The 26,202-nt window shown below is 54.9% G+C and carries 22 protein-coding genes and 1 tRNA gene; 12 read left to right on the forward strand and 11 right to left on the reverse strand.

What is annotated here, in order from left to right; genetic code table 11:
* Positions 1 to 12 precede the first annotated feature (12 nt).
* The 3 genes from J2I48_RS18710 (at position 13) to J2I48_RS18720 (ending at position 2,252) form a co-directional block, all read left to right on the forward strand.
* Positions 13 to 606, forward strand: a complete 594-nt coding sequence (locus tag J2I48_RS18710) for an RNA polymerase sigma factor (RefSeq protein WP_207337012.1) — start codon at positions 13 to 15, stop codon at positions 604 to 606.
* Positions 607 to 617: 11 nt separating this feature from the next.
* The gene (locus J2I48_RS18715) at positions 618 to 1,595 is read left to right on the forward strand and encodes a S1C family serine protease (RefSeq protein ID WP_229376483.1); all 978 of its coding nucleotides are present in this window, start codon (positions 618 to 620) and stop codon (positions 1,593 to 1,595) included.
* 213 nt (positions 1,596 to 1,808) lie between these two features.
* Entirely contained in the window at positions 1,809 to 2,252 is a 444-nt protein-coding gene (locus J2I48_RS18720; protein WP_207337014.1) for a YybH family protein, read from the forward strand.
* A gap of 64 nt (positions 2,253 to 2,316) precedes the next feature.
* Here J2I48_RS18720 and J2I48_RS18725 read toward each other — a convergent pair whose 3' ends face one another.
* The 5 genes from J2I48_RS18725 to J2I48_RS18745 form a co-directional block, all read right to left on the reverse strand.
* Entirely contained in the window at positions 2,317 to 3,543 is a 1,227-nt protein-coding gene (locus tag J2I48_RS18725) for an efflux RND transporter periplasmic adaptor subunit (protein WP_207337015.1), read from the reverse strand.
* 1 nt (position 3,544) lies between these two features.
* Positions 3,545 to 8,044, reverse strand: coding sequence for a CusA/CzcA family heavy metal efflux RND transporter (locus tag J2I48_RS18730; protein ID WP_207337016.1), 4,500 nt, complete (start codon positions 8,042 to 8,044; stop codon positions 3,545 to 3,547).
* A 166-nt stretch (positions 8,045 to 8,210) separates the two neighbouring features.
* Complete coding sequence (locus tag J2I48_RS18735; RefSeq protein ID WP_207337017.1) at positions 8,211 to 8,600, reverse strand: hypothetical protein; 390 nt, start codon at positions 8,598 to 8,600, stop codon at positions 8,211 to 8,213.
* 116 nt (positions 8,601 to 8,716) lie between these two features.
* On the reverse strand, positions 8,717 to 10,096 hold the full coding sequence (locus J2I48_RS18740) for a lipopolysaccharide biosynthesis protein (protein WP_207337018.1): 1,380 nt from the start codon (positions 10,094 to 10,096) through the stop codon (positions 8,717 to 8,719).
* Positions 10,097 to 10,195: 99 nt separating this feature from the next.
* Positions 10,196 to 11,392 carry a dipeptidase gene (locus tag J2I48_RS18745; RefSeq protein WP_207337019.1) on the reverse strand — a complete coding sequence of 399 codons (1,197 nt, stop codon included), beginning with the start codon at positions 11,390 to 11,392 and terminating at the stop codon, positions 10,196 to 10,198.
* 193 nt (positions 11,393 to 11,585) lie between these two features.
* Between J2I48_RS18745 and ubiE the strand changes: the two genes are divergently transcribed.
* From ubiE to J2I48_RS18765, 4 genes are all read left to right on the forward strand, one after another.
* Positions 11,586 to 12,320: a bifunctional demethylmenaquinone methyltransferase/2-methoxy-6-polyprenyl-1,4-benzoquinol methylase UbiE gene (gene ubiE / locus J2I48_RS18750; RefSeq protein ID WP_207337020.1), complete on the forward strand. Its 735-nt coding sequence runs from the start codon at positions 11,586 to 11,588 to the stop codon at positions 12,318 to 12,320.
* Entirely contained in the window at positions 12,266 to 13,084 is an 819-nt protein-coding gene (gene porT / locus J2I48_RS18755) for a type IX secretion/gliding motility protein PorT/SprT (RefSeq protein WP_207337021.1), read from the forward strand. The genes ubiE and porT overlap by 55 nt, the downstream gene beginning before the upstream one ends.
* Before the next feature lie 141 nt (positions 13,085 to 13,225).
* Positions 13,226 to 13,300 (forward strand) — tRNA-Val (locus tag J2I48_RS18760).
* A gap of 314 nt (positions 13,301 to 13,614) precedes the next feature.
* Positions 13,615 to 14,046 (forward strand): PIN domain-containing protein, encoded by a 432-nt coding sequence (locus J2I48_RS18765; protein ID WP_207337022.1) that lies wholly within the window; start codon positions 13,615 to 13,617, stop codon positions 14,044 to 14,046.
* A gap of 156 nt (positions 14,047 to 14,202) precedes the next feature.
* On the opposite strand, the gene J2I48_RS18770 is transcribed toward J2I48_RS18765, so the two are convergent.
* Positions 14,203 to 15,348: a glycoside hydrolase family 18 protein gene (locus J2I48_RS18770; RefSeq protein ID WP_207337023.1), complete on the reverse strand. Its 1,146-nt coding sequence runs from the start codon at positions 15,346 to 15,348 to the stop codon at positions 14,203 to 14,205.
* 64 nt (positions 15,349 to 15,412) lie between these two features.
* On the opposite strand from J2I48_RS18770, the gene J2I48_RS18775 reads away from it, so the two are divergent.
* The gene (locus tag J2I48_RS18775) at positions 15,413 to 16,363 is read left to right on the forward strand and encodes a hypothetical protein (RefSeq protein ID WP_207337024.1); all 951 of its coding nucleotides are present in this window, start codon (positions 15,413 to 15,415) and stop codon (positions 16,361 to 16,363) included.
* Positions 16,364 to 16,552: 189 nt separating this feature from the next.
* Here the strand turns inward: J2I48_RS18775 and J2I48_RS18780 are convergent, their stop codons facing one another.
* The 3 genes from J2I48_RS18780 to J2I48_RS18790 form a co-directional block, all read right to left on the reverse strand.
* A complete protein-coding gene (locus J2I48_RS18780) occupies positions 16,553 to 17,449 on the reverse strand; it encodes an SDR family oxidoreductase (protein WP_207337025.1) in 897 nt (298 codons plus the stop codon).
* 149 nt (positions 17,450 to 17,598) lie between these two features.
* Entirely contained in the window at positions 17,599 to 18,303 is a 705-nt protein-coding gene (locus tag J2I48_RS18785) for a peptidylprolyl isomerase (protein WP_207337026.1), read from the reverse strand.
* Between the two features lie 12 nt (positions 18,304 to 18,315).
* Complete coding sequence (locus J2I48_RS18790) at positions 18,316 to 18,948, reverse strand: ABC transporter ATP-binding protein (protein WP_207337027.1); 633 nt, start codon at positions 18,946 to 18,948, stop codon at positions 18,316 to 18,318.
* A 215-nt stretch (positions 18,949 to 19,163) separates the two neighbouring features.
* Here J2I48_RS18790 and tkt point away from each other — a divergent pair, with 215 nt between their 5' ends.
* Positions 19,164 to 21,215, forward strand: a complete 2,052-nt coding sequence (gene tkt, locus J2I48_RS18795) for a transketolase (RefSeq protein WP_207337028.1) — start codon at positions 19,164 to 19,166, stop codon at positions 21,213 to 21,215.
* An 88-nt stretch (positions 21,216 to 21,303) separates the two neighbouring features.
* Here tkt and tal read toward each other — a convergent pair whose 3' ends face one another.
* Entirely contained in the window at positions 21,304 to 22,407 is a 1,104-nt protein-coding gene (tal, locus tag J2I48_RS18800) for a transaldolase (protein ID WP_207337029.1), read from the reverse strand.
* 222 nt (positions 22,408 to 22,629) lie between these two features.
* Between tal and purN the strand changes: the two genes are divergently transcribed.
* Positions 22,630 to 23,232, forward strand: coding sequence for a phosphoribosylglycinamide formyltransferase (gene purN, locus J2I48_RS18805; protein WP_207337030.1), 603 nt, complete (start codon positions 22,630 to 22,632; stop codon positions 23,230 to 23,232).
* Between the two features lie 40 nt (positions 23,233 to 23,272).
* Positions 23,273 to 23,677: a hypothetical protein gene (locus J2I48_RS18810; protein WP_207337031.1), complete on the forward strand. Its 405-nt coding sequence runs from the start codon at positions 23,273 to 23,275 to the stop codon at positions 23,675 to 23,677.
* Positions 23,678 to 23,687: 10 nt separating this feature from the next.
* Here the strand turns inward: J2I48_RS18810 and J2I48_RS18815 are convergent, their stop codons facing one another.
* Entirely contained in the window at positions 23,688 to 24,266 is a 579-nt protein-coding gene (locus J2I48_RS18815) for a hypothetical protein (protein ID WP_207337032.1), read from the reverse strand.
* A gap of 285 nt (positions 24,267 to 24,551) precedes the next feature.
* Between J2I48_RS18815 and atpA the strand changes: the two genes are divergently transcribed.
* Positions 24,552 to 26,126: a F0F1 ATP synthase subunit alpha gene (gene atpA, locus J2I48_RS18820; protein ID WP_207337033.1), complete on the forward strand. Its 1,575-nt coding sequence runs from the start codon at positions 24,552 to 24,554 to the stop codon at positions 26,124 to 26,126.
* Positions 26,127 to 26,202 lie beyond the last annotated feature (76 nt).

A 26,202-nucleotide genomic window follows, 5' to 3' on the forward strand; every position in this document is an offset into this window, starting at 1 on the left:
AAGTAGGCGTTCATGAGTGAAGCGATAGGGTTGGTTTGGACAGACGACGATCTGTTGAGCGGGTTGGCTGAGGGGTCTGATAAAGCATTGAGTCACCTGTACCGGCAGCATTATCCCATGGTTTCGCACCTGGTGCTGTCGAATAGCGGGTCGGCGGAAGACGCCAAAGACATTTATCAGGAGACGCTTATTGTGCTCTATGAGAAAGTGTCGGCGGGTGATTTTGACTTGCACTGTCAACTCAAAACCTTTGTCTATGCCGTAGCCAGGCGGTTGTGGCTCAGGCAGTTAACCCTGCGAGGACGCTCACCGATGTTGCGGTCGGCACCCATGGACGACGAACCTGCCGATGACGTGGCTACTGATCTGGCTGAACATCAGCGGCGCGAGAACCAGTTTGCGCAGATGGCCACCTCGCTCGATCAGTTGGGCGAACCATGCCGGACCCTGTTAGATGATTTTTATGTCCGCCGCCTGTCTATGCAGGCGATCACGGAGAAGTTTGGATATACCAATGCCGACAACGCCAAAACGCAGAAGTACAAGTGCCTGACGCGGTTGAAACGCATTTTTTTTAAAGACTACCAAGACGACGACTACCAATGAACGCCGATGATATGACTTCTTTCGAAAGCACCCTACGGGCTTACGGCCGTCGGGTGGCGTTTAAAGAAAAGCTGACTAACGTACATCAGTCGCTGGAGGCCGATGCCCTGTTACCTGTTGCCGAACCTCAGCAGCCCGTGCGCCTGTGGTGGAACATACATCGGCCTACGCTGGCTATTGCGGCTGCCGTGGCCATCATGACCACATTTGCTACCATTATTCTCTACCGGTCGTACCAAAGCAGCCATAAGCAGGACGTGCAGTATAGCATGATGATGCGCAACCTGGCCGTGATCCAACAAACCCAAAACCGGCTGATGAGCAACATCGGTGGGCGGGGGAAAGTGTTCCAGCAAAACCCAGGTCAGGTGGCGGGTTCGGGCTTTTTGCTCACCTCGTCGGGCTACTTGGTCACCAACAACCACATTGTGCAGGGGGCCGACTCGGTCTATGTGCAGAGTCAGCAGGGCGAAGTGTATAAGGCCCGGCTCGTACATACCGATCCAACGCATGACCTGGCTATTTTGCAAATCGGGCAGGATACGGCTTTTCATGCCCTACCCCCGGTGCCTTACGGATTCGACGCCCGCTCGTCGGATTTAGGCGAGCGGGTGTTCACGCTGGGCTATCCCCGCGAGGAGATCGTATATGGCGAGGGCTACCTTAGTTCCAGCACAGGTTTCCGGGGCGACTCGGCGGCGTATCAGGTGGCCATCAGCGTGAACCCCGGCAACTCGGGTGGTCCACTGCTCGACGAGCGGGGGAACGTAATTGGTATTATTACGGCCAAACAGATTACCTCAGAAGGTGCCACGTTTGCTGTGAAAACCAACGTATTGCTTAACGCTCTCAACGCTATTCCGCCCGATTCGCTCAAGGCCGACCCGCTGCTGATGAATCGCCGGGGTCGTATGGCTCGTTTGCCGCGCAAGCAGCAAATCAAGCAAATGCAGGCGTACGTATACCAGGTGAAAGTGTTTAAGCACTGAAAATAGTGGCATTTGGTAGTGGCAGTAAACAGTTGCTGACGCATGGCTAAGAATCAAAAAAAGGGGTGTTCCTGCGCAGGAATGCCCCTTTTTTGATCTTTAGCCATGCGTCAAACACAGTCCATATAGCTGATAGATAAATTTCTCGCTGCCTGTATCTAATTTTTGTTCTAATTGGGAATTTACAAAAATCAGCCTCAAAATCAGTCATTTATGAACCGTATCAGCCTCTTTGCTGGCTGTTTTGTCCTGTTATTCTGGGGTAAAACAGCCGCTCAACCCATCCCAATAGACAAACTTAGAGCACAGGTAGCCGACACCGAACGAGCCTTTTCCAAAACCATGGCCGACCGGGATTTTGCGGCTTTCACCGGTTTTCTATCAGACGAAGCCGTCTTTTTTTCGGTGGGAAAACCGCTCTATGGTAAAGCCGAAGTAGCCGCCTGGTGGAAACGTTTTTTCGAGGCAAGAGAAGCCCCGTTCACCTGGCAGCCCGACAAAGTAGAAGTCCTTGAATCGGGTACGCTGGCGCTCAGTTCCGGCCCCGTCCGCGACGCCAAAGGTAAAGTGACAGCTACCTTTACTTCCATTTGGCGACAGGAAGCCCCCGGCCTCTGGCGTATTGTGTTCGACAAAGGCAATGAGATTTGTCAATAGAAAAGGTCAGGCGGTTGCTAGTGATAGGGATGCCATCGCTCCAAGCGATGGCATCCCTAATCCGTTACTCTTCCTCGCTATTGTTCAATTTGCTCAACAAGCTGTATCCACCAATTAAGACAATAGGCGTTTTGACAGGGTCGATATCGGCTGAGAGGCTTACCGCTATAAAGCCATTTTCGCGGACCCCCGTGCGCACTTCCATCTGCCGAAACTGGTAGGTGACGGGCTGCCCGCTCTTCGATTCCAGCACGTAGATGTAGTTTTTTCCGCCAAAGCCAACCACCGCCGATTCAGGCAAGGTAGGCAGCGACTGCGTTTTTACGTCGATTTGGGCCGAAATGTAGCCGCCGGGGATGAAAATGGGCTTCAACTCGTCGGGGTGGGCCAGAACGGGGATGGTGCGGTCGGTGGCGAGCGACTTACCAATGAGGAAAATCTCGCCTTTGTGAATGGGGGCGGCATCATTGCCAATGCCAAACCGCACGGGTTGCCCCAGCCGAATTTGGCCTATGTCTTTCTCGAAAATATTGAGCCGCACGTGCAGGTCGTCCATATTCGTAATCTCAACCAGCACGTCGGCGGGGTTTACGTACTTGCCCTTGTTCACAGGTACGTTGGTGATGTAGCCCGACGTAGGCGACGGCACAGTGATGGTGCGCGTCATTCGGGCGGGGGTAAGCGTGGCGGGGTTGATGCGCAAAATGGCCAGTCGTTGGGCGTCGGCGGCTAGTTGGGCCTGTAGGCTTTGCCGATTCGAGCGGGTTTGCTGGAAAACCTTCAGCGCGCTCACGTTTTCGCGGCTCAGCTCTTCCTGCCGGGCATAGTCCAGGTCGGCGTAGTCGAGCTTGGCTTTGGTGTCGAGGTAATCCTGCTGAAGCTGAATGTAATCGGGATTTTCGAGCGTTACCAGCGTTTGTCCTTTCCGGATTCGCTGCCCCGGCTCAAGCGTTATGTAACGGATATACCCCCCAAATGGCACTGATACCGACACCAGATTAGCTGCGGGTACGTCGATTTGGCCGTTGGCTTTCAGGATTGTGTTAAGGCTGCGGTTGGTAGGTTGGCCCAGCTTGATGTCGGCCACGGTATACTGCGCCTGCGTCAGCGACACCCGCACAATACCGTCTTTGGAGATGGCCTCGGTCGTATCTTTTTGGGCCGCGCCCTCATCGGCAGGCTCTGCTTTTTTGGCTGACGAACAGCTCGAAAAAATAAGAAAACCAATACACAAAAGGCAGACAACTGGTTGGCTAACTGCTTTACAACGAATGATTTGCGAAACGTTCATATTAGGGGTTGCCCAGCAAATAGGTGATGTAGAGAACCGATTGGTTATACTGATTTAGCAGGTCCAGATACGACGACCGGATGGTGAGCGCCTGCTGAATGGCCAGCGAAAATTCGACGTAGCCGATGTCGCCACCCCGGAAGGCGCGGCGGGCGTTAGTCTGAATCAACTGCGCCTGCGCCAGTCCGTTTTGTTCGTAATAGGTCAGCGCATTTCGATACTGTACATACTGGCCTACAGCCTGTTGCAGTTGTTGATTAAGCCCGAATTGGCCTGATTGCAATTCCGTCTGCGCCAGTTGCTCTCCCACGCGGGCAGCTTCCACGCGGGCTTTCTGCGCCTTGCCGAACAGCGGAAACGAGACTCCCAACTGCCCCGCCGTGAACCGATAACCCGGACCAAAATAGATCTCCTGCCCGTCGATCAGCTGATTGCCGATGAGCGTTTGTGAAGTCAGCCCCACCAGAAAATCGGGTCGGCTGCGGGCCTGTTCTACCAGCCGTGATTGTTCGGCTACCTGAATCTGCGACTGCAACAACCGTACCTGCGGGTTCTGGTCGGGCTGGGTCAGCAGCAGGCTGTCGGGGTTGTAGGAGAGGGTCAGTTTGGGCAGGGGCTGCTCGTCGGTATCGACGGGGGCGGTGCTGTAGAGCAGCGTTTTCAGGCGGGTGCGGGCGGCGGTGAGTTCGGCTTCGAGTTGCGCCAGACGTACCTGCTGGTCAGCGCGTTGGCTCTCGGCGGTGGCTTTTTCGAGGCTGCCCGTCTCGCCGGTTTTAAAGCGCAACGTTGCCGCCTGCACAAACTCGGCCAATATGGTGTCCTGCTGCCGGTAGAGTTGCCGCCGCTGATGCAGGTAGCCCAGGTCGTAGTAAGCCGCCTTTACCTGATAGCGTACGTCGTTTTGGGTTACGGCTACGGCGGCCTGCCGGTTGGCCACGGCGCGGTCATTGAGGTCGGCCAGGCGGCGCATCAATACCGGGTTTGGAATGGTTTGCGTCACGGTCAGGTTGTTGTCGAACCGGCGGCTGTTATATTGCCCCAGCAAGGCCGTGGCCGAAAACCGCCCGGCATCATAGGCCGTTCGGCGCAGGGCCTGCTGTTGCGTCACGCCGATGTTACCCAGCTGAATCTGCGCGTTGCGATTACCCGCCTGTTGCAGGGCCTGATTGAGCGACAGAATGCCTGAAGACTGTGCGCGCCCCTGCTGGACCGTACCCAGCAATACCAGCAAAATCACCGCTGTTGCTACCGAAATGGCATTTTTAGTCGGTTGCTTCCGGGCTTCCTGTACTTCTTTATCCAAGGATTTTTTCTCAAACAACGAATATAGAATCGGCAGTACAATCAGGGTCAAAAGCGTGGCCGTCAGCAGCCCGCCGATGACAACGGTGGCCAGCGGTTTCTGCACTTCGGCCCCCGCCGAGTTGGACAGGGCCATGGGAATAAAGCCAAACGAGGCTACCAGGGCGGTCATGATCACGGGCCGGAGCCTGATTTCGGACCCCTGCCTGATGATCTCGGCCATGTCTGTGAGATGGTCTTCGTGGCGTAGTCGGTTGAACTCGGCGATGAGCACGATACCGTTGAGCACCGCCACGCCGAAGAGCGCAATGAACCCAACCCCCGCCGAAATACTAAACGGCATACCCCGCAATTCCAGCGCAAATACGCCGCCGATGGCTGCCAGCGGAATGGCCATGAAGATCATCAGGCTCTGCCGGGCCGAGTTGAAAGTGAAGAACAGCAGGGCAAAAATCAGCCCCAGCGCAATGGGAACGGCAATCGTGAGGCGTTGTTTGGCATCGACCAGATTCTGGAATGTGCCGCCGTACGTAACTGAATACCCCGCCGGAAACTTGATCTGTGACTGCACTTTCTGCTGCAATTCAGTCACGATGCTCTCTACGTCGCGGCCCCGCACGTTGAAACCCAGCGTAATGCGGCGGTGGGTCTGGTCGCGCTGAATCTGGTTGGGGGCCTGTTCCATGCTCACCGTGGCAATCTGCGCCAGCGGTATCTGATTGTTGTCGGGCGTGGCCACGTATAAGTTGCGAATATCGTCGATGGTCTGGCGTTTGTCTTCGGCCAGCCGGAGTACCAGGTCATACCGTTTTTCGCCCTCGTAAACCGACCCCGCCGTCTGCCCCGCAAAGGCCGTGTTGATGGTCTGGTTCACGTCGGTCACGTTGAGGCCGTATTTGGCAATGGCGTTGCGATCCAGCTTGATCAGAATCTGCGACAGCCCGCCCACTTGCTCGATGTAGAGGTCCGTTGCACCGTCTATCTTCCGCACCAGTCCGCCCACCTGGTTAGCCAGTTTGGTCAGTTCGTTGAGGTCTTCGCCGTAGATTTTCAGGGCCACGTCCTGCCGCGAGCCGGTCATCAGTTCGTTAAACCGCATCTGCACAGGCTGCTGAATCCCGAACGTGACGCCGGGAATAGCCGACAGGGCTTCGCTCATCTTCTCGGCCAGTTCGTCGCGCGTGGTGGCCGATGTCCACTGGTCTCTGGGCTTGAGAATCACCATCATATCAGCCGCTTCGATAGACATGGGGTCAGTCGGGATTTCGCCGGAGCCGATCTTGGCTACCACCTGCTCTACTTCAGGAAACTGGCTCAGCAGCACCCGTTCGCCTTTCAGCGTCGCATCGACGGTTTCGCTCAGCGAACTGCCCGTGAGCGTACGGGTGTCGATGGCGAAATCGCCTTCGTCCAGTTGCGGAATGAACTCGCCACCCATGCGCGAGAATGTAAACAGGGCCGCCCCCAGCAAGAGTACGGCTATGCCCAGAATCAGCGCCCGATGTTTCAGCGAACGCAGCAGCAGCGGCTCGTAGACCCGGAAAAGGCGCTTCATGATCTTGTCGGAAAACGATTCCTTATGCGCTACTTTCTTGCTCAGCAGCAGGGCCGAAATCATGGGTACGTAGGTCAGCGACAGAATAAATGCCCCCAAAATGGCAAAGGCCACCGTGAGGGCCATGGGCCGGAACATCTTGCCTTCGATACCTGATAACGACAAAATGGGCAGGTACACGATCATGATGATGATCTCGCCAAACGCCGCCGACGACCTTATCCGGCTGGCCGCTCCATAGACCTCCTCGTCCATTTCGGCTTGACTAAGGTGCTCTTCAGAAAGAGTGGAAGGCTCTGCATTTGGCGAAAGGCTGCCCCTGCTTCTTTCACTCTTTCGCTCGTTCACTCTTTCGCTCTTGCGCCCCTGCAAATGGTGCATGGTGGCCTCCACGATGATCACGGCCCCGTCGACGATGAGGCCGAAGTCGATAGCACCGAGGCTCATGAGGTTGCCCGACACGCCAAAGAGGTTCATCATGGAAATCGCAAACAACAGCGCCAGCGGAATCACCGACGCCACCACCAGCCCCGCCCGGAAGTTGCCCAGCAGCAGTACCAGTACGAAAATCACGATCAGCGCGCCCTCCATCAGGTTGCGTTCTACGGTGCCAATGGCGCTGTTGACCATCTTAGTCCGGTCCAGAAACGGAACGATCTGCACGCCTTCGGGTAAGGTTTTCTGGATCTCGGCGATCTTCGATTTCACCCGCTTGATCACCGCCGATGAGTTCTCGCCCTTGATCATCATCACGATAGCCCCCACGGTTTCGCCCTGCCCGTTGCGCGTGACGGCCCCGTAGCGCACCGCCGACCCGATCCGTACCTTGGCCACGTCGCGCACCCGAATCGGCGAACCGGTCATGCTACTGCCTCCATTGCTCAGCCTCACTACAATGTTGGCAATGTCGTCGGGCGAGGTGATGAGGCCGTCAGAGCGAATAAAGTAGGCGTTGGGTTTCTTGTCGATGTAGGCCCCGCCGGTGTTTTGGTTGTTCTGTTGCAGCGCATGAAACAGGTCGGCAATGGTAATGCCTACGCTCTTGAGCCGGTCGGGGTCAACGGCGATTTCGTACTGTTTCATTAGCCCACCAAAGCCACTCACGTCGGCCACGCCCTCGGTGCCCAGCAGTCCCCGCCTGATGGTCCAGTCCTGAATGGTGCGCAGGTCGGCGAGGCTGTACTTGCTTTCGTAGCCCTTTTTGGGTGTGACGGTATACTGGAAAATTTCGCCCAGGCCGGTCGTCACGGGGGCCATAGTGGGCGTACCCACACCCGGCGGAATCTGACTCACCACGTTCTGGAGGCGTTCGCTGATCTGTTGCCGCGCCCAGTACACATCGGTAGCGTCGGTGAAAACGACCGTGATAATAGATAAACCAAACCGAGAAAACGACCGTAGTTCGGTCAGGCCGGGAATGTTCGACAGGCTTACTTCGATGGGAAACGTCACCAGCCGTTCGATGTCTTCGGCGGCCAGCGAGGGGCTACTTGTAATAATTTGTACCTGATTATTGGTAATATCGGGCACGGCGTCGATGGGTAACTGCGTGGCCGACCAGACGCCCCAGAGCGTGAGGGCCAACGCAAACAGGCCGATAATCAGCTTGTTACGAATCGAGAATTGAATGATTGCATTCAGCATGGAAAAGACGGTAAAAGGTCATTAATGGTCATTGGTCATTCGCTGGGCTGTCATTTAGTGGTCATTCGATGGCCATTCGTTGTAAAAACAATAAATGACTACCGAATGACCACTAAATGACAGCGCAGCGAATGACTAATGACCGCGCAGCGAAATGACTAAATTCTTACCGTCGGGGGGGATTGATGAGCGAACGAATCGCGGCAAAGGCGTAGAGATCGGCCTTGCGAAAAAAGGTGGCTTTGGCCACGTGAATGATTGATAGCAGCGAAGGTTCTGCGCTAAGGATCAGTATAGTAGGTGTGAAAACAGAAACCGGCTGACCCGCCGTTGGCAAATTGTGGTGGTTGTGCCGGGGGTGTTTCTGGTGCTCGGAGTTTGCCCCGTAGTGCATCACCAGAAAATCGTATAGCCCCAGTTGCCGGTCGGTTTGGCGATGTTCCTGGTAATGATTGATTAACTCTACCCATCGCGCCGACTGGTCGATGCCAAAGCCGGGAAGCAGGTTGCTGCCCAACATGAGGTGTACCAATAAAACGGCTACAATGGATTTCATTACCTACGCTGACTTACCTGCTTAACGAAGCAAACCGTTGAAAGTTTCGACGCACCCTGGCAGGTAGCTAATTTGTACAAATTCAAGATTGCTGCCAAGATCTGTCCTGTAGTCTTTTATTTCGCCCAGATCCCCCGTGCTCGTCTAGATACCAGCTTGTCGGCCTGAATAGTGCCCAACACTGTGCCAAAGAGCAGCGATATGGACGATGCCATAATGATGCCCTTGCTGCCATGGCCTAGGTTTCGCCCAAAATAAACGCATAGCGGAAGGTTGATAATGGCCCCCGCTACGGCGGTGAAGAGTTGTAATTTCACTTTACCAAAGCCGTTTAGTACCGTCACCGTAATGTTATTCCAGCAGGCAATAAGCACAAAAATGGCCATCAGCGCATTCAATGACCAGGTTGTTTTAAAACTGTCACCCAGCCAGAGTTGATACACATACCCAGACACCAAAAACATGATGAGCACCGTACCGAAAATCAGGAACCAACTGCGTTGCATACGCCGGTAGGCCGACTGAACCCAGGCCATGTCATTTTTGGCATACGCTTCTGTAAAGGCCGACCAGAATGGCGAAATGATGACGGTAAACAATGAACTGACGGCATTGTAGTACCGAAACACAACGCTGTATTCAGTCACCGCCTTCGGGCCGAACAGCTTGGAAATGATTACATTATCTGTCGAGAAAATGACCACGCCAGCGATTTGGATGATGAAAAATTTCAGCCCCAGGTTCATCAGTTTCGGGCGGGTGCTGAAATCTATGGCCTTGAAAGACGGCGCATAATCGCGTAGCTGGGTGCGGTAATAATAGATGCTGAACCCCAGGATAATAATCACCGGCACAACAGCCGTCATAATAGAGACCGACAGTAGGTTACGGTAACCGCCCAGCGTTAAAACCCATATCCCCAACACCAAACCTATATTGACAACAAGGTAGATGAGATTAGATAGGGCCGTTTGTTGCAATGCCATCAAGACCGATGATACTGCATCAAGGACAAGCTTCATGCAGAAGCCCGCTAACGTAATGAGCACTAGCAGGCTTACGTAGCTGTCTGATAACCGAAAATTGAGTACAGATTTCCAATGAATAACGTAGATCAGTCCGGCAGCTAGTATTAGAAACCCAAACTGAATCACCGTAAATAACAGGTAGGCCGTGCTGACATAGGCCCGGCCAGTGATATTATCTCCTTTGGCAACGGCCTCACTCAGCCGGTTGCGCAATCCATTGCCTAGGCCAATGTCGAAAAACGAAGCAAACGTAACGAGCGAACTAATGGCCGTCCAGATGCCGTACTTCTCTTCCTTGAGTAATTCCAACGTGATTCGGACCAGAATAAACGACAAGGATACATTGCCAATCTTCACCAATACGCTGGCAATGGAGTTTTTTAATGCCCGCTGACTCCGGGGGTGAGCCGACTGTACCGCCGAAATGCGGTTGGTAACCCAAAGAAAAGGCTGGCGGATAAACTTCACGAAGGAACGGTGGTCTGTCTGTTGGGGCTGATTGATGTACAAACGTAGACTATACAACCAACCCGCAAAAGTACGTAACCTGCGCCGGATATTGCCAACTCACTGTTTCGCCTGTGCCAGCACCCGCAGCAGGTTGCCACCCCAAATTTTGGCAATATCCTTATCAGAATAGCCCCGGCGGACCAGCTCGCCTGTGAGGTTTTCGATCTGGCTTACGTCTTCGAGGCCATTGACACCCCCGCCCCCGTCGAAATCTGAGCCGATGCCTACGTGGTCGATGCCCACAAGCTGCACAATATGGTCGATGTGGTTTACGATGTCGGCTAGGCTGGCGCGTTCTGAGGCGTAAACGCGCTTCACTGAGTCGGTTTGGGCTTGCTGACGGGCTTTCTGCGCATCGGTCTGTGCCTTGCCCAATCCAGCCATGCGCAGGCTGGTGAGGGCTTGCCGGTGAGCGTCTGACGGTTTGCGGAGGTAGTCGCTTACGAAATTAACCTGCACCACGCCCCCTTTGGCAGCCAGGGCCTTAATCATGTCGTCGGTCATGTTGCGGGGGAAGTCGCAGAGGGCGCGGCAATTAGAATGCGAGGCAATCATGGGCGCTTTCGAAAGAGCCAGGGCGTCATAAAACGACTTGTCCGACACGTGCGAGATGTCGATCATCATGCCAAGGCGATTCATTTCGGCCACTACCTGCTTGCCAAAGGGACTCAGGCCGTTGTGCAACGGACCATCGGGGTCGGTGGCCGAATCGGCAATGTTGTTGTTGGCAAAGTGCGACAGCGTGATGTAGCGGCACCCCAGGTCGTAATAGGTTTTCACCAGGCTGAGGTCTTCGCCCACGGGGTAGCCGTTTTCCATACCGATGAAAATGGCCCGCTTGCCCGCTTTCTCGATCCGGTAGGCATCGGCGGGTGAAACGGCCAGTTCGGCCATGTCGGGGTATCTCTTCAGCGCCGCATTGATAAGGGCAAACTGGTTCAGGGCGTTGCGTTTGGCCTCGGCGTGGCCTTCGGGCGTGCGGGGACCCTGGGCGGTGTAGACGGCAAAAAACATGGCGTCCATGCCGCCGGCTTTCATGCGCGGAAAATCAATCTGCGACGCGTCGGCTTTGGTGTCGTGCGATTTGCCCACGTCGAACCCCTCTTTCTGGAGCATAATAGGCGCGTCGGCGTGAGTATCGAGCGTCAGGATGCGCTGGTGCAGTTTGGCAATTTTCTTGTCGGGCGGGCCGGGCGCAAAAGCCAGTAGGAGCGAGGCGGTTAGCCCGGTAAGCAGGCAGGCGGCGTGATTCATGATGAAGAGGTGGTTGTATGCCGACAAGTTACGAAACCCCCGTTCCTCCGCCGAAACTTTCACATACAACAGGCAGTTGAACACAATGAACAATGTATAATGAACAATGTACAATGCTGCTTGCTCTTGATCTATAGAGACGGACCAGCCTCATTGTACATTATACATTGTACATTATACATTGATACTAAACATGGCCGTACTTCCTTACAAAGACAAAGACACCTCCAAGCGCGAGCAGGTGGCCGAGATGTTCGATAGCATTTCGCCGAAATACGATTTGCTCAATCACGTGCTCAGCGGTGGTATTGATATTCTGTGGCGGAAACGGGCCATTCGAGAACTGCGCAAAGCCGCCACTACGCCCCCCAAACGCATTCTCGACATTGCCACCGGTACCGGCGACTTTGCCCTGGAAGCCCTGGCGCTGAAGCCCGATACCATCGTGGGCATGGATATTTCAGAAGGGATGCTGTCTGTTGGGCGCGAGAAAATGAAGCAGCGCGGTGTAGACCAGATCATCGACATGCGGTCGGGCGATTCGGAAGGATTGCCCCTGCCAGACAATGATTTCGATGCCGTCATCGTTGCTTTTGGTGTGCGTAACTTCGAAAATTTGCAGAAGGGCCTCACCGACATGTGTCGGGTGACACGTCCGGGCGGTACCTGCGTGGTGCTGGAATTCTCGAATCCGCGCCAGTTTCCGTTCAAACAATTCTACGGTTTTTACTCCCGGACTATCCTGCCGTTGGTAGGGCGCATGGTCAGCAAAGACGCGTCGGCCTATACCTACCTGCCCGAATCGGTGCAGGCTTTCCCCGACGGTCCCGACTTCCTGCGCATCTACGAAGCCGCCGGATTTACCAACACCAAATGGATACCGCTCACCTTCGGCGTCGCGTCGATTTACATTGGCCACAAACCCTGATTAACCACCTGGCCAGCCCCTTTTGGTTAGGAAAACGAAGCCGTAACAGGCTGACTATCACAGCTATATTGCTACTTGTGGCCGCCCAAACAGCCACCGCCCAATCGTCGACGTACAAGTACACCCGGAAGTTTAAGGAGGACTACGATTTTAAGCCCATTCATTTCGGCTTCTATTTCGGTCTGCCCACCACCCGCTATGGCCTGACCTACGCGCCCGCGTTTGCCACGGCCACCCCCACCGACCCTAACCCCGTTGTCAGGATCACGTCGCCCAACAACATGGGCCTGTTGCGCGTAGGTTTTCTGGTCAACGCCTTCCTCGACGATAACTTCGATTTGCGCACCAACCCCGGCATTTCTATCATCAGCCGGTCGATCAACTACACCTTCGCCGACGGTACCGAGAAAGCCAACCTGGTTGAGTCGGCCTGGGTGGAGTTGCCGTTGCTGCTTAAATACAAATCGGCGCGGCGGGTCAACTCGCGGATGTATCTCATTGGCGGGGCGTCGTTGGGGATCGAGACCAACCGCAAACGCCGCGAAGACACCAGTCAGGGACTACCCAACACCGCCAGCACCGACCTCTCACTGGAATATGGCGTTGGGTTCGAGCAGTTTCTGGAGTATTTCAAATTTGCCCCGGAGCTGCGTTTCTCGCACAGCCTGGTCAACGCGTTTAAGCCTGGTGCCAGCACCCCCGCCGCCGCCAATATTCAGCGCCTCACCACCCACACCATCACGCTCTACCTCAATTTCGAGTAGGGTACAGCGCGGTCTGCTAACCCTGTTGGCGGTCAGTGTGTTACGAAAAAGTTAACCTTTTTTTGCCCCAGAGCTTGCAAAACGGCCTTCTAGCCCCCTATATTTGCACCACCAAACGACGAAAGAAGGGCGGCAGTAGAAGGGAGTTTAGCTCAGTTGGTTCAGAGCATCTGCCTTACAAGCAGAGGGTCGGGGGTTCGAATCCCTCAACTCCCACATTAAAAATTAAGCACTTAGCAGGTAATGTTAAGTGCTTTTTTGCTGTTAGGTGAAACGCAATGTGAAGCAAGGCCATGCGAGTAGAAACAACATCAACAGAATATGTCATCCGACTTGACCGCACTGCGTTCACGGCTGATGAAATTGAACGACTCATTCGTACGCTTCGGTTAAACGAATTAGCGGGTCGCCTGCAGGGTACGGCTCAGGAAGCAAACCAACTGGCTGACGAATTGATGGAGAACTGGTGGAATCAACAGGCAAATGGGGCGTCTACACCACCTACTGCCTAACATTGGCTGTCTGATAGAATGAAGCCAATCATTGTTGTTGATGCCAATATTTTAATGAGCGCGCTGATTACCCAGCAAGGCAAAATCGCTTTTGCGCTTCTTGAGGCTAGCGAACGGTATCGACTGGTGAGTTGTCACTTTCTGTATGTCGAATTATTTAAACACAAAGACAAGTTGGTGAAACTGTCGGGTTTGGATGAGCCTGACTTTTTAGATTTCCTATTAGGGATATTGAATCGCGTTGAATTTCAGAGTGAATCGTTGTTGCCGGTTGATGTCGTTAATAAGGCTCGTTTGCTAGTTGCTGATATTGATCCGCGCGACATATATTACGTTGCCCTGACCATTCATTTACGAGCACGTCTGTGGACTGGCGACCGAAAATTAGCAGAGGCTTTGCAAAAGAAGGGAATCTCTTTTCTCTGCTCGACGGCTGATGTATTGAGCTAGTACTTATATATGTCCTTCGACTAGCAGACGATAAATCAAGCACTCAGAATGATGTTTTAAGTGTTTTAGTGGTTCAAGCAGTAGTCTAAACATTTTCTCGGTAGTCTAGGTGTTGTTACGTTTATAAGTAACAGATCTAGCTGTTGCATGCCCGCGTCAAAGACCCTGCACGACGGCGTTGAGCAGGGTTTTTTGTTTCAGGTCATAGGTGTATTCCCAGAACATGACCCCGGCCAGGCCTTTGGCTTTTGCGTAAGCCGTCTTTCTGGCCAGCGATGCTTCGTCTTCATACGTGAAGAAGGTGTGGGTCATAGGGTTCCAGAGGTAGGGGACGCCCGCGTCGGCATCCCAGTAGCGGGTGAAGCCGTTTTTGTCAATGTACTTATCCACCAGCTCGTCGTGGCTGATGAAGAGGTGTTTGCCCGCGGCAGGTTGGTACAGGCCGTTGTCTTTATCGGCTACGTTGGTCCAGCCGCGCCCGTAGAAGGGTAGCCCCAGCACAATTTTCGACGCTGGCACCCCCGCCCGGATATGCCCCTCTACAGCCGACATACTGCTGTTTCGGCCCTGCTTCTCTTTCTTAGACTGCCCCAGGGGGCTGTGATGACCCGTCACTTTGTCGTTGCCGTGGTAGAGGTCGTAGGTCATGATGTTCACAAAATCGAGGTACTGCTGCGCCTTGCCCAACTCGGTATGGCTCACAAAAGCACTGTCACCTCCCGTGGCCGACGTGAGGAGGTAATGGTTGGTTTTCAGTCGGTTATTCTGCCGTCCCTGCTGGTCGAGCTGGTCGCGGAGGGCTTTGAGCAGGAGGGTATAGGTCTGTTTGTCCTGCGGTCTGAAGATGTTGTTGTCGCCAATCTGGGCGGGATATTCCCAGTCGATGTCGAGTCCGTCGAGGTGGTGTTTTTTTAGCATGGCTACGGCATCGTCGGCGAATGTTTTGCGCGATGCTTCGGTCAGGGCCACGTCGGAGAAATACTTGCAGCCGCCCCAGCCGCCAATGGACAGCAGAATACGGAGGTCTTTTTTCCGGGCACGAAGGGCCGTGAGGTTCGCCAGGTTGACAGAATCGTTGGCTGAGAGCGGGGCTAGTTTTCCGTTGGCGGCGGGCACGGCAAATGCGTAGTTGATGTGGGTCAGCTTCTGCACCTCGATCTGGTCTTTAGTCCATCCGTTGCCGGTAACGTAGCCAATAATGACAGGTGATTTCGGCGTGGTTTGGGCCGAAAGAGACAGTGGGAGTTGGGTAGCCAACGTGCCGGCGAGGGCCACGAGATGGGCGAGGTGCGTGTTTTTCATAAAGAGCGGCTAAAAATAAGTATTTCCTGAGCGGGTGAGCAACGGTTGTCCTATCAGGCTGCGTATGGCTATACAAACGCCGGGGCCAATGGTGGTCCGGCGGCTATATCACTTCGCTTTTGCGCTACCTATGAACAAGCTTATTTGCCTTTGTCTACTGATGCTAGTGGCCGTTGCAGGCCGGGCGCAGGACAATATTATCCTGAAAACCGGCCAGGAAGTGTCGGCCAAGGTGCTGGAGGTCTCGAAGGCCGAGATCAAATACAAACGCGCCGACAACCCAGACGGGCCGATCTACACCATGACGGCGGGCGAGGTGTTTCTGATCAAATACGCCAACGGTACTAAAGACGTGCTGGCGGAACAACCGCAGGCACCCGCTCCTCAACTAATGCCTGGCCAACCCAACGGCGGTCCGGCGTACCGGAATATGAATCGTCGGCAGGGGCGGCTACGACCGGGTGTTGACCGTCTTGGCGACCGTGGACCGGGCATGCCGGGTGGCGCGGCCCCTGCTTTGGTTGGGTTGCGCTACCATAGCGGCCTGTTTAGCAATTATTTCGTCGACGGTCAGGGTACACGCCTGGGTTACGGCGAGGCGCGTACTATGATGGCAGGCCAACCCGATGCCCTGCGGGCGTTACAGCGCGGACGGCAGTTGCGGGTGGCGGCACTGGTTACGGCTATTCCGGCGGTGGCGTTGATCGTTACAGGGGTTGCCCTGGCAGCCTATGGCCAACGGGGTGGGCGCAACGGCGGTTTTGGCCGTAGCAATGATCCTGACGATTTCGGCCCGAACGGCATCAGAAATGACCGCAACGACCGCGGCGACCGGGTTGTGGGTGCGGCTCTGGCAGGGGGCGGGCTGCTGTTGGGTATTACCTCGGCGGTGTTGAGCCACAAAGCCACGATTCGTTTCCGCGCTGCTGCCCGCTACCGCGCTGGCGAAGGCACCAGCCTGCAACTAACCCCCGCCAAACAGGGCCTCGGCGTAGGGCTGGTGATGCGGTTTTAGCTTGTAGATGAACTGAGCTGTTGAGTTGATGGGCTAGTGGGCTTCGTTCGCTAGGCCCCTCGACTGCGCTCGGGGTGACAACTATCTTGAATCAACTCAAGAATCTATTATAGTATTATAGTGGCCTGTCACCCCGAGCGCAGTCGAGGGGCCTAGCGAGCGAAGCCCACTAGCCCACTAAATCGATCACTACTTCATCTGTTCTGCCAAAACGGCAATACCTTCCGAGAAGCTATGTGGCGCGTAGCCCAGTTCGCGCTGGGCTTTGGTGATAATGAAGCCCGTGCGGGGTGGGCGGCGGGCGGTTTGGGTGAAGGTGGCGGCGGTGGCTTCGGTAATCAGCGACTTGTCGAGGCCGAAATAATCAGCGGTTTGGATGGCCATCTCGTGGGGCGTCAGCACGTCTTTCCCCGAAATATTGAAGATGCCCGTGGCCCGTTTCTGGGCAATGAGTGCACAGCCCTGGGCCAGATCTTCGGCCAGCGTTGGGCTGCGAAACTGATCAGTTACAACCTTGATGGTTTTGCCATCTTCGAGCGATTTTTTCACCCAGAGAATGATGTTGCTACGGCTCATGTCATGGGCAATGCCATAGACCAGCACCGTCCGGGCAATGGCCCAGTTCAAGCCCGAATGCATCACCACCTTTTCGGCGGCATATTTGCTCCAGCCATAGAAACTGATGGGGTTGCCCTCGGCTTCTTCGGTATATGGTCCGGCGGTGCCGTCGAAAATGAAATCGGTAGAGACGTGACAGAGGAAAGCACCCACCGCCCGGCAGGCTTCCACGATGTGTTCGGTGGCGGTCACGTTCTGCGCCCAGCAGGCATCTTTGTCCAGTTCACACTTGTCCACATCCGTCATGGCTGCACCGTGGATAACCGCATCGGGCCGCACGTCGGTGATCACGTCGAGCACCTGCTGCCGGTTGGTGATGTCCATAGCGCGGTAGGTATAGCCCCCCTGCAAGGGCAGTCTGTTTTCGCCACGCGCCGTAGCAATCAGGTCAACATCAGTCTGTTGCGCCAGCAGACCGACCAGTTTCTGACCAAGCAGGCCGTTGGCACCGGTAATGAGAATTTTCATTTTGCTTCGCGTCATTCGCTGCGCTGTCAATAGTCAGTGGTCATTAGGTTTCGCTGTTATTCAATAGTCATTCGTCGTAAATGCAATGAATGACTATTGAATAACAGCGAAACCTAATGACCACTGACTATTGACAGCGCAGCGAATGACTAATAAACATATCCGTACTGTTTCGTAATCCTTTTCTTTTTCACCCACTCGCCCTTCATCGTCATTTTGATGTCGGCGAGGGGGCGGTCTTTGGGGTTGCGGGGCTGTTTGGCAATGCTGTCGACTACGGCGAGGCCATCGATTACCTGCCCGAACACGGTGTAGTTGCCGTCGAGGTGGGGGGTGCCGCCAAGTGTTTTGTAGACCTGTTTCTGGTCGTCGGTAAAGTCGTGTTTGGCCCCCCGCGCCAGGCCCCGGTCGATCTGCTTCTGCAAATCGGCGTCGGTCCAGACACGGCCCTGCACAATGTAGAACTGCACCGCGCTCGATGCCTTGTCGGGGCGGTCGTCGCGGGCGGCCCCGATGGCTCCTTTTTTGTGAAAAAGCGTAGGGACAAACTCAGCAGGCACCAGGTAGCCAATGTCGCCGTTGCCCAGTTCCTGCCCCGCCACCGCCGTGCGCGAGTCGGGGTCGCCACCCTGAATCATGAACTTCTCGATGATCCGGTGGAACAGCAATCCGTCGTAATAACTACTGTCGACAAGGCGGATAAAGTTGGCTTTGTGCTTGGGCGTTTGGTCGTGGAGCACAAACCGCATCTGCCCAAAACTGGTGCTGAGCGTGACGAGGTAGTCTTTTTTCTTACGGTTTTGCCCTACGGCCAGAAGCGGCAACAGGAGCAGGATCAGTAGTGCTTTACGCATAAGGTGGGCGGTTTATTTTTCTAAACTAACGCGGTTCTGGAAGGCATCTTTCAGCCGTTGATCGTGCGTGACCACCACCAGACTGGCCCCGATCTGCTCCGACTGCTGGCGTAGCAACCCGATCACGCGTGTGGCGTTTTCATCGTCGAGGCTGGAGGTGGGTTCGTCGGCGAGGATCAGGGCGGGTTGGTTCATCACAGCGCGGGCAATGCTCACGCGCTGCTGTTCGCCCTGACTCATCTGGTTGGGCCGCTTGCCAAGCTGATCGGCGAAACCCAACTGCGAAGCTAATTCACGGGCGCGGTCTTTAGCTTCTGTTTTATTAGCTAAGTAGTTGGCCAACAGCAGGTTGTCCATCACCGATAGTGAACTGACGAAATGCGGTCTCTGGTACACAATGCCCATATTGGCAGCGCGAAAGGCGGCGGTCTGGGCGGCGCTAAGCGTAGTCAGATCCGTATCATTGATCGTTACCGACCCCGCCGAGGGTGTCAGCAACAGGGCCAGCAGGTGTAGCAACGTGGTTTTGCCCGTGCCTGACTGCCCCAAAATCAGCAGTGCCTCACGGTTGGCGCAGGCAATGTCGGGAAACTGAAACTGCTTCGTGGGCGAATAGGCGAACGTCAGGTTGTGGGTTGTGAGCATGACGGGGCAAAGGTAAAGTGAAATAGGTCATTGGTCATTGGCTTCGCTGTCATTCAATGGTCATTCAATAGTTAGTAGCGGTGAAGACAATGAATGACTACTGAATGGCCATTGAATGACAGCGAAGCCAATGACCAGTGCCTCCCCCTTCCAATCGAATTAATAAGCAGTCTACCCAACAAATGGGTTACGACCTGAAAACAACCTCGAAAACCATGACTGATCACGCTGTCGATCTTGACCAACTGAGCATCAACACCATTCGTCTATTGTCTGTCGACATGGTGCAGCAGGCCAATTCGGGGCACCCCGGTTTGCCACTTGGCGCTGCTCCAATGGCCTATGTGCTATTTTCTAAGTTCTTGAATTTCAATCCGCAAGACCCCCACTGGCCCAACCGTGACCGCTTTGTGCTGTCGGCGGGGCACGGGTCGGCGTTGCTGTATAGCCTGTTGCATTTGTACGGCTATGACCTGCCGCTCGAAGAGTTAAAGCGGTTTCGCCAACTCCATTCCAAGACGCCCGGCCACCCCGAATCAAACCTGACGGCGGGTGTGGAAGTGACTACCGGGCCACTGGGACAGGGTTTTGCTAACGGCGTGGGTATGGCTATGGCCGAAGCGCACCTGGCTGCGACCTATAATAAGGAAGGCCACACCGTTATGGACCACCACACCTACGCCATTGTCAGCGATGGTGATCTAATGGAAGGCATCGCCTCCGAAGCCGCCTCGCTGGCGGGCCACCTGAAGCTGGGCAAGCTGATCTACCTCTACGACGACAACCTGATTTCGCTGGATGGTCCCACCAATCTGGCCTTTACCGAAGACCGCATGGCCCGGTTCGATGCCTACGGCTGGCACACGCAGCAAGTGGCCGACGGTAACGATCTGGGAGCCATCGAAGCCGCCATCCGTGCCGCGCAGGCTGACGACCGCCCGTCTATTATTGCCGTACGGACCATCATTGGCTTTGGCAGTCCGCAGGAGGGCACGAGCAAAACGCACGGTAGCCCGCTGGGTGACGAAAACCTGCGCAAAACCAAAGAGTTCTTCGGCTTCGACCCCAACCAGTCGTTTGTCATTCCCGACGATGTGCGCACCCACCTGCTCGAATTGGGTCATCGCGGAAAAGCCACGCAGTATGAGTGGCTGGCGCAATTTGATGCTTACGAAAAGCAGTTTTCGGCAGAAGCGAAACTGTTCAAGACGTCGTTTGCCGGTGCCGAATCGCTCCCTGACGGCTGGGATGCCAACCTGCCCAAATTCACCCCCGCCGACGGCGACATGGCCACGCGGCAGGCATCAGGGAAAGCCCTGCTGGCCTTGAAAGACAGTATTCCATACCTGTTTGGTGGTTCGGCTGATCTGGCCTCGTCCAACGAGATGCCCACTAAGGGTGATATCAGTTTCCAGCCGGACCGGTATCAGGATACCAATATTTGGTTTGGCGTACGCGAACACGCCATGGGCGCGGCCCTCAATGGTATGTCGCAACACGGCGGTGTGCGGCCCTACGGCGGCACGTTCCTGAATTTCTCGGACTACATGCGCGGGGCCATTCGCCTCACCGCCCTCGCCGAATCGGCGGCCACGTTTGTGTTCACCCACGACAGCATCGGCCTCGGCGAAGACGGTCCTACCCACCAGCCCGTAGAGCAGGTGATTGGCCTCCGCACCGTTCCCAACATCATTGTACTTCGCCCGGCCGATGCTAACGAAACCGTGGAGGCCTGGCGCGTGGCGATGTTGCAACCCAAAACGCCCGTGGTGCTGATTTTGTCGCGGCAGAAATTACCCGTACTCGACCAGACTAAATACGGCTCGGTGCGGAGCGTGGAGAAAGGTGCATACATCCTCAGCGAAGCCGAAGGTGGTACGCCTGAACTGATCCTGATTGCCACCGGATCGGAAGTGCAACTGGTGATGAAAGCCCAGGCCGAGCTGCAAAAGCAGGGTGTGAAAGCCCGCGTGGTGAGCATGCCCTCATGGGAATTGTTTGAGAAACAGGATAAAGCCTACCAGCACGAGGTCTTGCCGCCCACAATCCGTAAGCGGCTGTCGGTAGAAATGGGGTCGCCCATTGGCTGGCACAAATACGTCACCGACGAAGGCGCTTCGCTGAGCATGAACCGCTTCGGTCTCTCCGGCCCCGCCGAGGAGGTGATGGCCTACTTTGGTTTCACGGTGGAAAACGTGGTGAAAAAAGCCCAGGCCGTACTGGCGGGCAATGCCGAAGAGATGGAAGAGAAAGAAGTGTTGTCGTAGGTCTTTTTATATAGGCAGTTTGACTCCGGGCGAGGGGCCGGGGGTAAGGTGGCTCCTCGCCTGAAGACAACCTGCCTTCTGACCACCCCTACACCAGCGCTTTTTTCTGCTCGTCAATCGCGGCCAGCAGCTTATCGTAGGGCTTAATAAACTTGTCGATGCCCTCAGTTTCGAGTCGCGTAGTCAGGGCCAACAGATCGATGCCGAGTTCTTTTACACGGGCCAGTACCTGTGTGGCGTGGTCCATGTCCTGTTCCAGACGCGCCTGTGGCTGACCGTGGTCGCGGTAGGCTTCGAGGGTTTCCAGGGGCAGGGTGTTTACCGTTTTAGGACCAATCAGAGCCTCTACATATTTCACGTCCGAAAACGCCGGGTTCTTGCTGCCTGTACTAGCCCAAAGCAGGCGTTGCGGCACGGCACCCTTGTCGCGGAGTTTCTGGAAACGGTCGCTGCTGAACACGCGCTTGTAGATTTCGTACGCTTTCTTGGCCGACGCAATAGCCACTTCACCCATCAGATCACCGGCTCCTTTTTGGTCCAGCATAGGGTCGATCAACACGTCGATGCGACTCAGGAAGAAGCTGGCTACAGAGGCTATGTTGTTGATAGGCAATCCCTTATCGGCGCGTTCTTCCAGCCCGGCAATGTAGGCTTCGGCGACGGCTTCATATCGTTCCAGGCCAAAGAGCAGGGTCACGTTGATGTTAATACCATGGGCGATGGCCTGCTGAATGGCGGGTAGCCCGGCCTCTGTTCCCGGAATCTTGATCATCACGTTAGGCTTGTTCACTGCCTTCCAAAGCTCGCGTGCTTGCGCAATTGTGCCGTCGGTATCGAGCGCCAGGCGGGGCGATACTTCTAGGCTCACGTAGCCGTCGGCACCTACCACTTCGTCGTCGTTGTAGACGGGCATGAAGATATCCGCTGCCCGCTTGATATCGCTGATGGCCACGCCGTAGAAAATGTCGTCGTTCGATTTGCCCTCTTGTGCCAGTTGCCGGATATCGTCGTCATAATCGGAGCTGCCGCTGATAGCTTTCTCGAAAATGGCGGGGTTAGACGTCAGCCCTCGCACGCCGTCTTCGTCGATGAGGCGTTGCAGCGACCCGCTGTTCATCAGCTGCCGGTCGATAAGGTCGAGCCAGATGCTTTGCTCGAAATCGTGTATTTTTTTTACGCGGTTGGTTTCCATAAAGTAGTTCTTTGGTCAGTCAACAGGATAAAACCCGCCCTGGTGCGTATTGTTGGATTTACGATGTACGAATTACGAATTACGATTGTTGCTGACGCGTCAACTTGCTGTAGCGCAAATGGACGCGTCAGCAACAATCCGCAATCCGCAATCCCCAATCCGAAATCAAAGGATCCTACCTTTGCTCATCTTGACTCTTGCTTCTTATCTCTTGCTTCTCCTTTGAAAAAGCTCGCCATTTTCGCTTCCGGTTCGGGTAGTAACGCCCAGCAGATTGCTCAGTATGTTGCTGGTAATCAGAACATTGATCTGTGCATGATCCTGACCAATAATCCCAACGCCGGGGTCATCGACCGGACGCGGCGTGGGTTCGACTGTGGAGTGAACGTACCGGTGCTGGTGTTTGATCGTCCTACATTTTATCAGACCGACCGGATCAGTCAATTACTTGAGAGACAAGAAGTTGATCTAATTGTGTTGGCCGGATTCATGTGGCTCGTGCCGCCAGCGCTGGTCAAGGCGTTTCCGGGGCAGATCATTAACATCCACCCCGCGCTACTGCCCAAATTTGGCGGCAAAGGCATGTACGGGCATCACGTGCACGAGGCGGTGGTGGCGGCGGGCGAAACCGAAACGGGCATCACTATCCACTTCGTCAACGAGCATTACGACGAAGGCGCTATCATTTTCCAGGCCACCTGCCCCGTTTCCCCCATCGATACCCCCGATGACGTAGCCGAAAAAATTCACGCCCTCGAATACACCCATTACCCCCGCGTTGTTGTTGAGGTGTTAGACCGGGTTCCGATGCGGATTCCTTATTAACGTACCACGGGTTTCAACCCGTCTTTACAGCTAAATACGTATGAAAAGTCCCCGCTACTTCCTCTTTCTCATCACCTTCTGCCTTTCCCTGACGGGCTGTTTTCGCCCCGTCATCCCCATCTCGACCGGCCCCAAATACCCTATCGACGTGTTCTACGCCGATCAGCAGCCGGGTAGGCCGTATGATGACATTAAGCTGCTGTATATCAGCGAAGAGGTGCCGATCCGGGCCAACCAGAAACGAAGCGATGGACGAATGTTGAGCCGGGGCAATTCTATGCTTGAAAAAGATGCCCTGCTGGCCAAACTGACCCTGCAAGCCCAGCGCCTGGGAGCCACTGCCCTCATCAACGTTACCTACCAATACTACACCACAGCCACTACCAACGGCTACAGCATGGAAGGCCTCGCCGTGAAATACCGGGGCGAGCAGGAAGCTAATTAATACAAGGTGGTTACTGCTTTCGCATGTCAATTTGAGTCAGGCTGTTATTAAATGCCTTCCAAAGCATAGTTTTTCCATCCGCCCCGATCTCCATTGAATAGTGATCTTCGATTCTTACCGTAGTCAAGAAGCGAAGCTCAGGGTCATTAGGGAGAGGCCCATTGGGGAAATTATAATAGAGTGTAAACAGGGCTACGTAGCCCGTACCCTTCTCTATTCGCTCATAACCAGCCATCGTTCTGAAGTAAAGAGGATACGTTTTTCCTCGAAACCGGATTGAACCGGAAAATTGAGGCGCACCAGGGTCCTCCGGCGTGTCCCAGAGTTTAAGAGGCTGTTGGATGGTTATTGTGGCGAAATCTTGGAACGTTGTGTCGGCTACTAGTTTCGCCCCATAAGATGCCATGTTGTATCGTTGGGCATTTATCTGCACCCGGTTCAGCACCCAAGTGCCCACAACCTGCGGTTTCAACGCACTCATGACCCTGATAGCCTCCTTTTTGTAGTCAACGGGAGCAGGCTCAGGGGCGGGCTGTTTGCATTGAGCAAGCCCCAAGCTGATTGTCAGCAACAACAGTAGCCGATTCATACAACACCGTGTTTGGTTTTGTGGGCAATGTAGCAAATTAGTACACTGTACTACACCGATATGGTAGAATAATCTAGCCAAAATTGACCAGACGCACTACTCAAAAAAAAGTACGGTGCGACAGGTTCAAAATCACCTAACGAGGGGTCACAACAATATAGTCCCGAAATCTTAGAAAAGTATAAGAAAGCGGGGCTTTGTTGGCTTCTAATCGGTGTTTTATCAAATTTTAACCCTACCTTTGCGGCCAGAAATTGATCTCTAACTAACGATTACTCAGACTATATGGTGTCCGTAAGACCCGATGAGGTATCAGCTATCCTTCGCGCCCAGCTGGCTGGTGCGCAGACCGAGGCTGAACTCGAAGAAGTGGGTACGGTGCTGCAAATCGGCGACGGTGTGGCGCGTATCTACGGTTTGTCTAAAGTACAGGCCGGTGAATTGCTTGCCTTCGATAACGGCTTGCAGGCACTTGCCCTGAACCTCGAAGAAGATAACGTCGGTGCGGTACTGCTCGGCGACTATTCAGAGGTGAAGGAAGGTGATACCGTGAAACGCACCAGCCAGATTGCCTACGTGAACGTGGGCGAAGGTATCCTGGGTCGCGTAGTAAACACCCTTGGTCAGCCTATCGACGGCAACGGCCCCATTCAGGGCGAAACGTTCGAGATGCCTCTGGAGCGGAAAGCACCAGGCGTAATCTACCGCCAGCCCGTTACCGAACCCCTTCAGACGGGTATCAAGGCTATCGACGCCATGATACCCATTGGCCGGGGTCAGCGCGAACTGATCATCGGCGACCGGCAGACGGGTAAGACCGCCGTGGCTATCGACACGATCATCAACCAGCGCGAGTTTTACGACAAAGGCGAACCCGTATTCTGTATCTACGTAGCCTGCGGTCAGAAAGCCTCAACGGTGAAACTGATTGAAGCGACCCTGCGCAAAGCCGGCGCTATGGACTACACCGTGATCGTGGCCGCTGCCGCGTCCGACCCGTCGCCCATGCAGTTCTTTGCCCCCTTCACCGGTGCGGCCATCGGCGAATATTTCCGCGACACGGGCCGTCCCGCCCTCGTGGTGTATGATGATCTCTCGAAGCAGGCCGTGGCTTACCGCGAAGTGTCGTTGCTGCTGCGTCGCCCACCCGGACGTGAAGCCTACCCCGGCGACGTGTTCTACCTCCACAGCCGTCTGCTGGAGCGGGCCGCCAAAATCACCCAGAACGACGACATCGCCCAGGCCATGAACGATCTGCCCCCCAGCCTGCAAGGCAAGGTGAAAGGCGGTGGTTCACTAACGGCCCTGCCGATTATAGAAACGCAGGCTGGTGACGTGTCGGCGTATATTCCTACCAACGTGATCTCGATCACCGACGGGCAGATCTTCCTGGAATCGAACCTGTTCAACGCTGGTATCCGTCCCGCCATCAACGTGGGTATTTCGGTATCGCGGGTGGGTGGTAACGCCCAGATTAAGTCGATGAAGAAAGTGGCCGGTACGCTGAAACTGGACCAGGCGCAGTTCCGCGAACTGGAAGCCTTCGCCAAATTCGGTTCCGACCTCGACGCCTCTACGAAACTGACTATCGACCGGGGCCGTCGGAACCAGGAGATGCTGAAGCAGCCGCAGTACTCGCCCGTGAAGGTAGAGCAGCAGGTAGCCATCATCTACGCCTCGACCAACGGCTTGCTGGATAAAGTGCCCGTTGACAAAGTGAAAGAGTTTGAATCGGCGTTTGGCATGATGCTGGAAACGCAATATGCCGATGCCCTGACCGACCTGCGGAAAGGCAACTTGAGCGAAGCCGCCACCACGGCCATCCGCAAAGTTGTAGCCGACCTGACGGCGAAATATTAAGGAGTTTTCAGTTTTCAGTTTAAGGAGTTTTCAGTTGGCTTGCGCGAGAGCAATACGCCTGCGCAAGCCAACTGAA

The organism is Fibrella aquatilis (assembly GCF_017353255.1).
Lineage (GTDB): Bacteria > Bacteroidota > Bacteroidia > Cytophagales > Spirosomataceae > Fibrella > Fibrella aquatilis.

Excerpts from the sequence above, each read along its gene's own strand:
- J2I48_RS18785 (WP_207337026.1), bottom strand. The coding sequence starts at position 18,303 with ATGCGTAAAGCACTACTGATCCTGCTCCTGTTGCCGCTTCTGGCCGTA.
- J2I48_RS18730 (WP_207337016.1), bottom strand. The coding sequence starts at position 8,044 with ATGCTGAATGCAATCATTCAATTCTCGATTCGTAACAAGCTGATTATC.
- J2I48_RS18770 (WP_207337023.1), bottom strand. The coding sequence starts at position 15,348 with ATGAAAAACACGCACCTCGCCCATCTCGTGGCCCTCGCCGGCACGTTG.
- ubiE (WP_207337020.1), top strand. The coding sequence starts at position 11,586 with ATGGCCGTACTTCCTTACAAAGACAAAGACACCTCCAAGCGCGAGCAG.
- porT (WP_207337021.1), top strand. The coding sequence starts at position 12,266 with ATGGATACCGCTCACCTTCGGCGTCGCGTCGATTTACATTGGCCACAA.
- J2I48_RS18790 (WP_207337027.1), bottom strand. The coding sequence starts at position 18,948 with ATGCTCACAACCCACAACCTGACGTTCGCCTATTCGCCCACGAAGCAG.
- J2I48_RS18810 (WP_207337031.1), top strand. The coding sequence starts at position 23,273 with ATGAAAAGTCCCCGCTACTTCCTCTTTCTCATCACCTTCTGCCTTTCC.
- tal (WP_207337029.1), bottom strand. The coding sequence starts at position 22,407 with ATGGAAACCAACCGCGTAAAAAAAATACACGATTTCGAGCAAAGCATC.
- J2I48_RS18720 (WP_207337014.1), top strand. The coding sequence starts at position 1,809 with ATGAACCGTATCAGCCTCTTTGCTGGCTGTTTTGTCCTGTTATTCTGG.
- J2I48_RS18815 (WP_207337032.1), bottom strand. The coding sequence starts at position 24,266 with ATGAATCGGCTACTGTTGTTGCTGACAATCAGCTTGGGGCTTGCTCAA.
- tkt (WP_207337028.1), top strand. The coding sequence starts at position 19,164 with ATGACTGATCACGCTGTCGATCTTGACCAACTGAGCATCAACACCATT.
- J2I48_RS18725 (WP_207337015.1), bottom strand. The coding sequence starts at position 3,543 with ATGAACGTTTCGCAAATCATTCGTTGTAAAGCAGTTAGCCAACCAGTT.
- J2I48_RS18765 (WP_207337022.1), top strand. The coding sequence starts at position 13,615 with ATGAAGCCAATCATTGTTGTTGATGCCAATATTTTAATGAGCGCGCTG.
- J2I48_RS18745 (WP_207337019.1), bottom strand. The coding sequence starts at position 11,392 with ATGAATCACGCCGCCTGCCTGCTTACCGGGCTAACCGCCTCGCTCCTA.
- J2I48_RS18775 (WP_207337024.1), top strand. The coding sequence starts at position 15,413 with ATGGCTATACAAACGCCGGGGCCAATGGTGGTCCGGCGGCTATATCAC.
- atpA (WP_207337033.1), top strand. The coding sequence starts at position 24,552 with ATGGTGTCCGTAAGACCCGATGAGGTATCAGCTATCCTTCGCGCCCAG.
- J2I48_RS18735 (WP_207337017.1), bottom strand. The coding sequence starts at position 8,600 with ATGAAATCCATTGTAGCCGTTTTATTGGTACACCTCATGTTGGGCAGC.
- J2I48_RS18780 (WP_207337025.1), bottom strand. The coding sequence starts at position 17,449 with ATGAAAATTCTCATTACCGGTGCCAACGGCCTGCTTGGTCAGAAACTG.
- J2I48_RS18715 (WP_229376483.1), top strand. The coding sequence starts at position 618 with ATGACTTCTTTCGAAAGCACCCTACGGGCTTACGGCCGTCGGGTGGCG.
- J2I48_RS18710 (WP_207337012.1), top strand. The coding sequence starts at position 13 with ATGAGTGAAGCGATAGGGTTGGTTTGGACAGACGACGATCTGTTGAGC.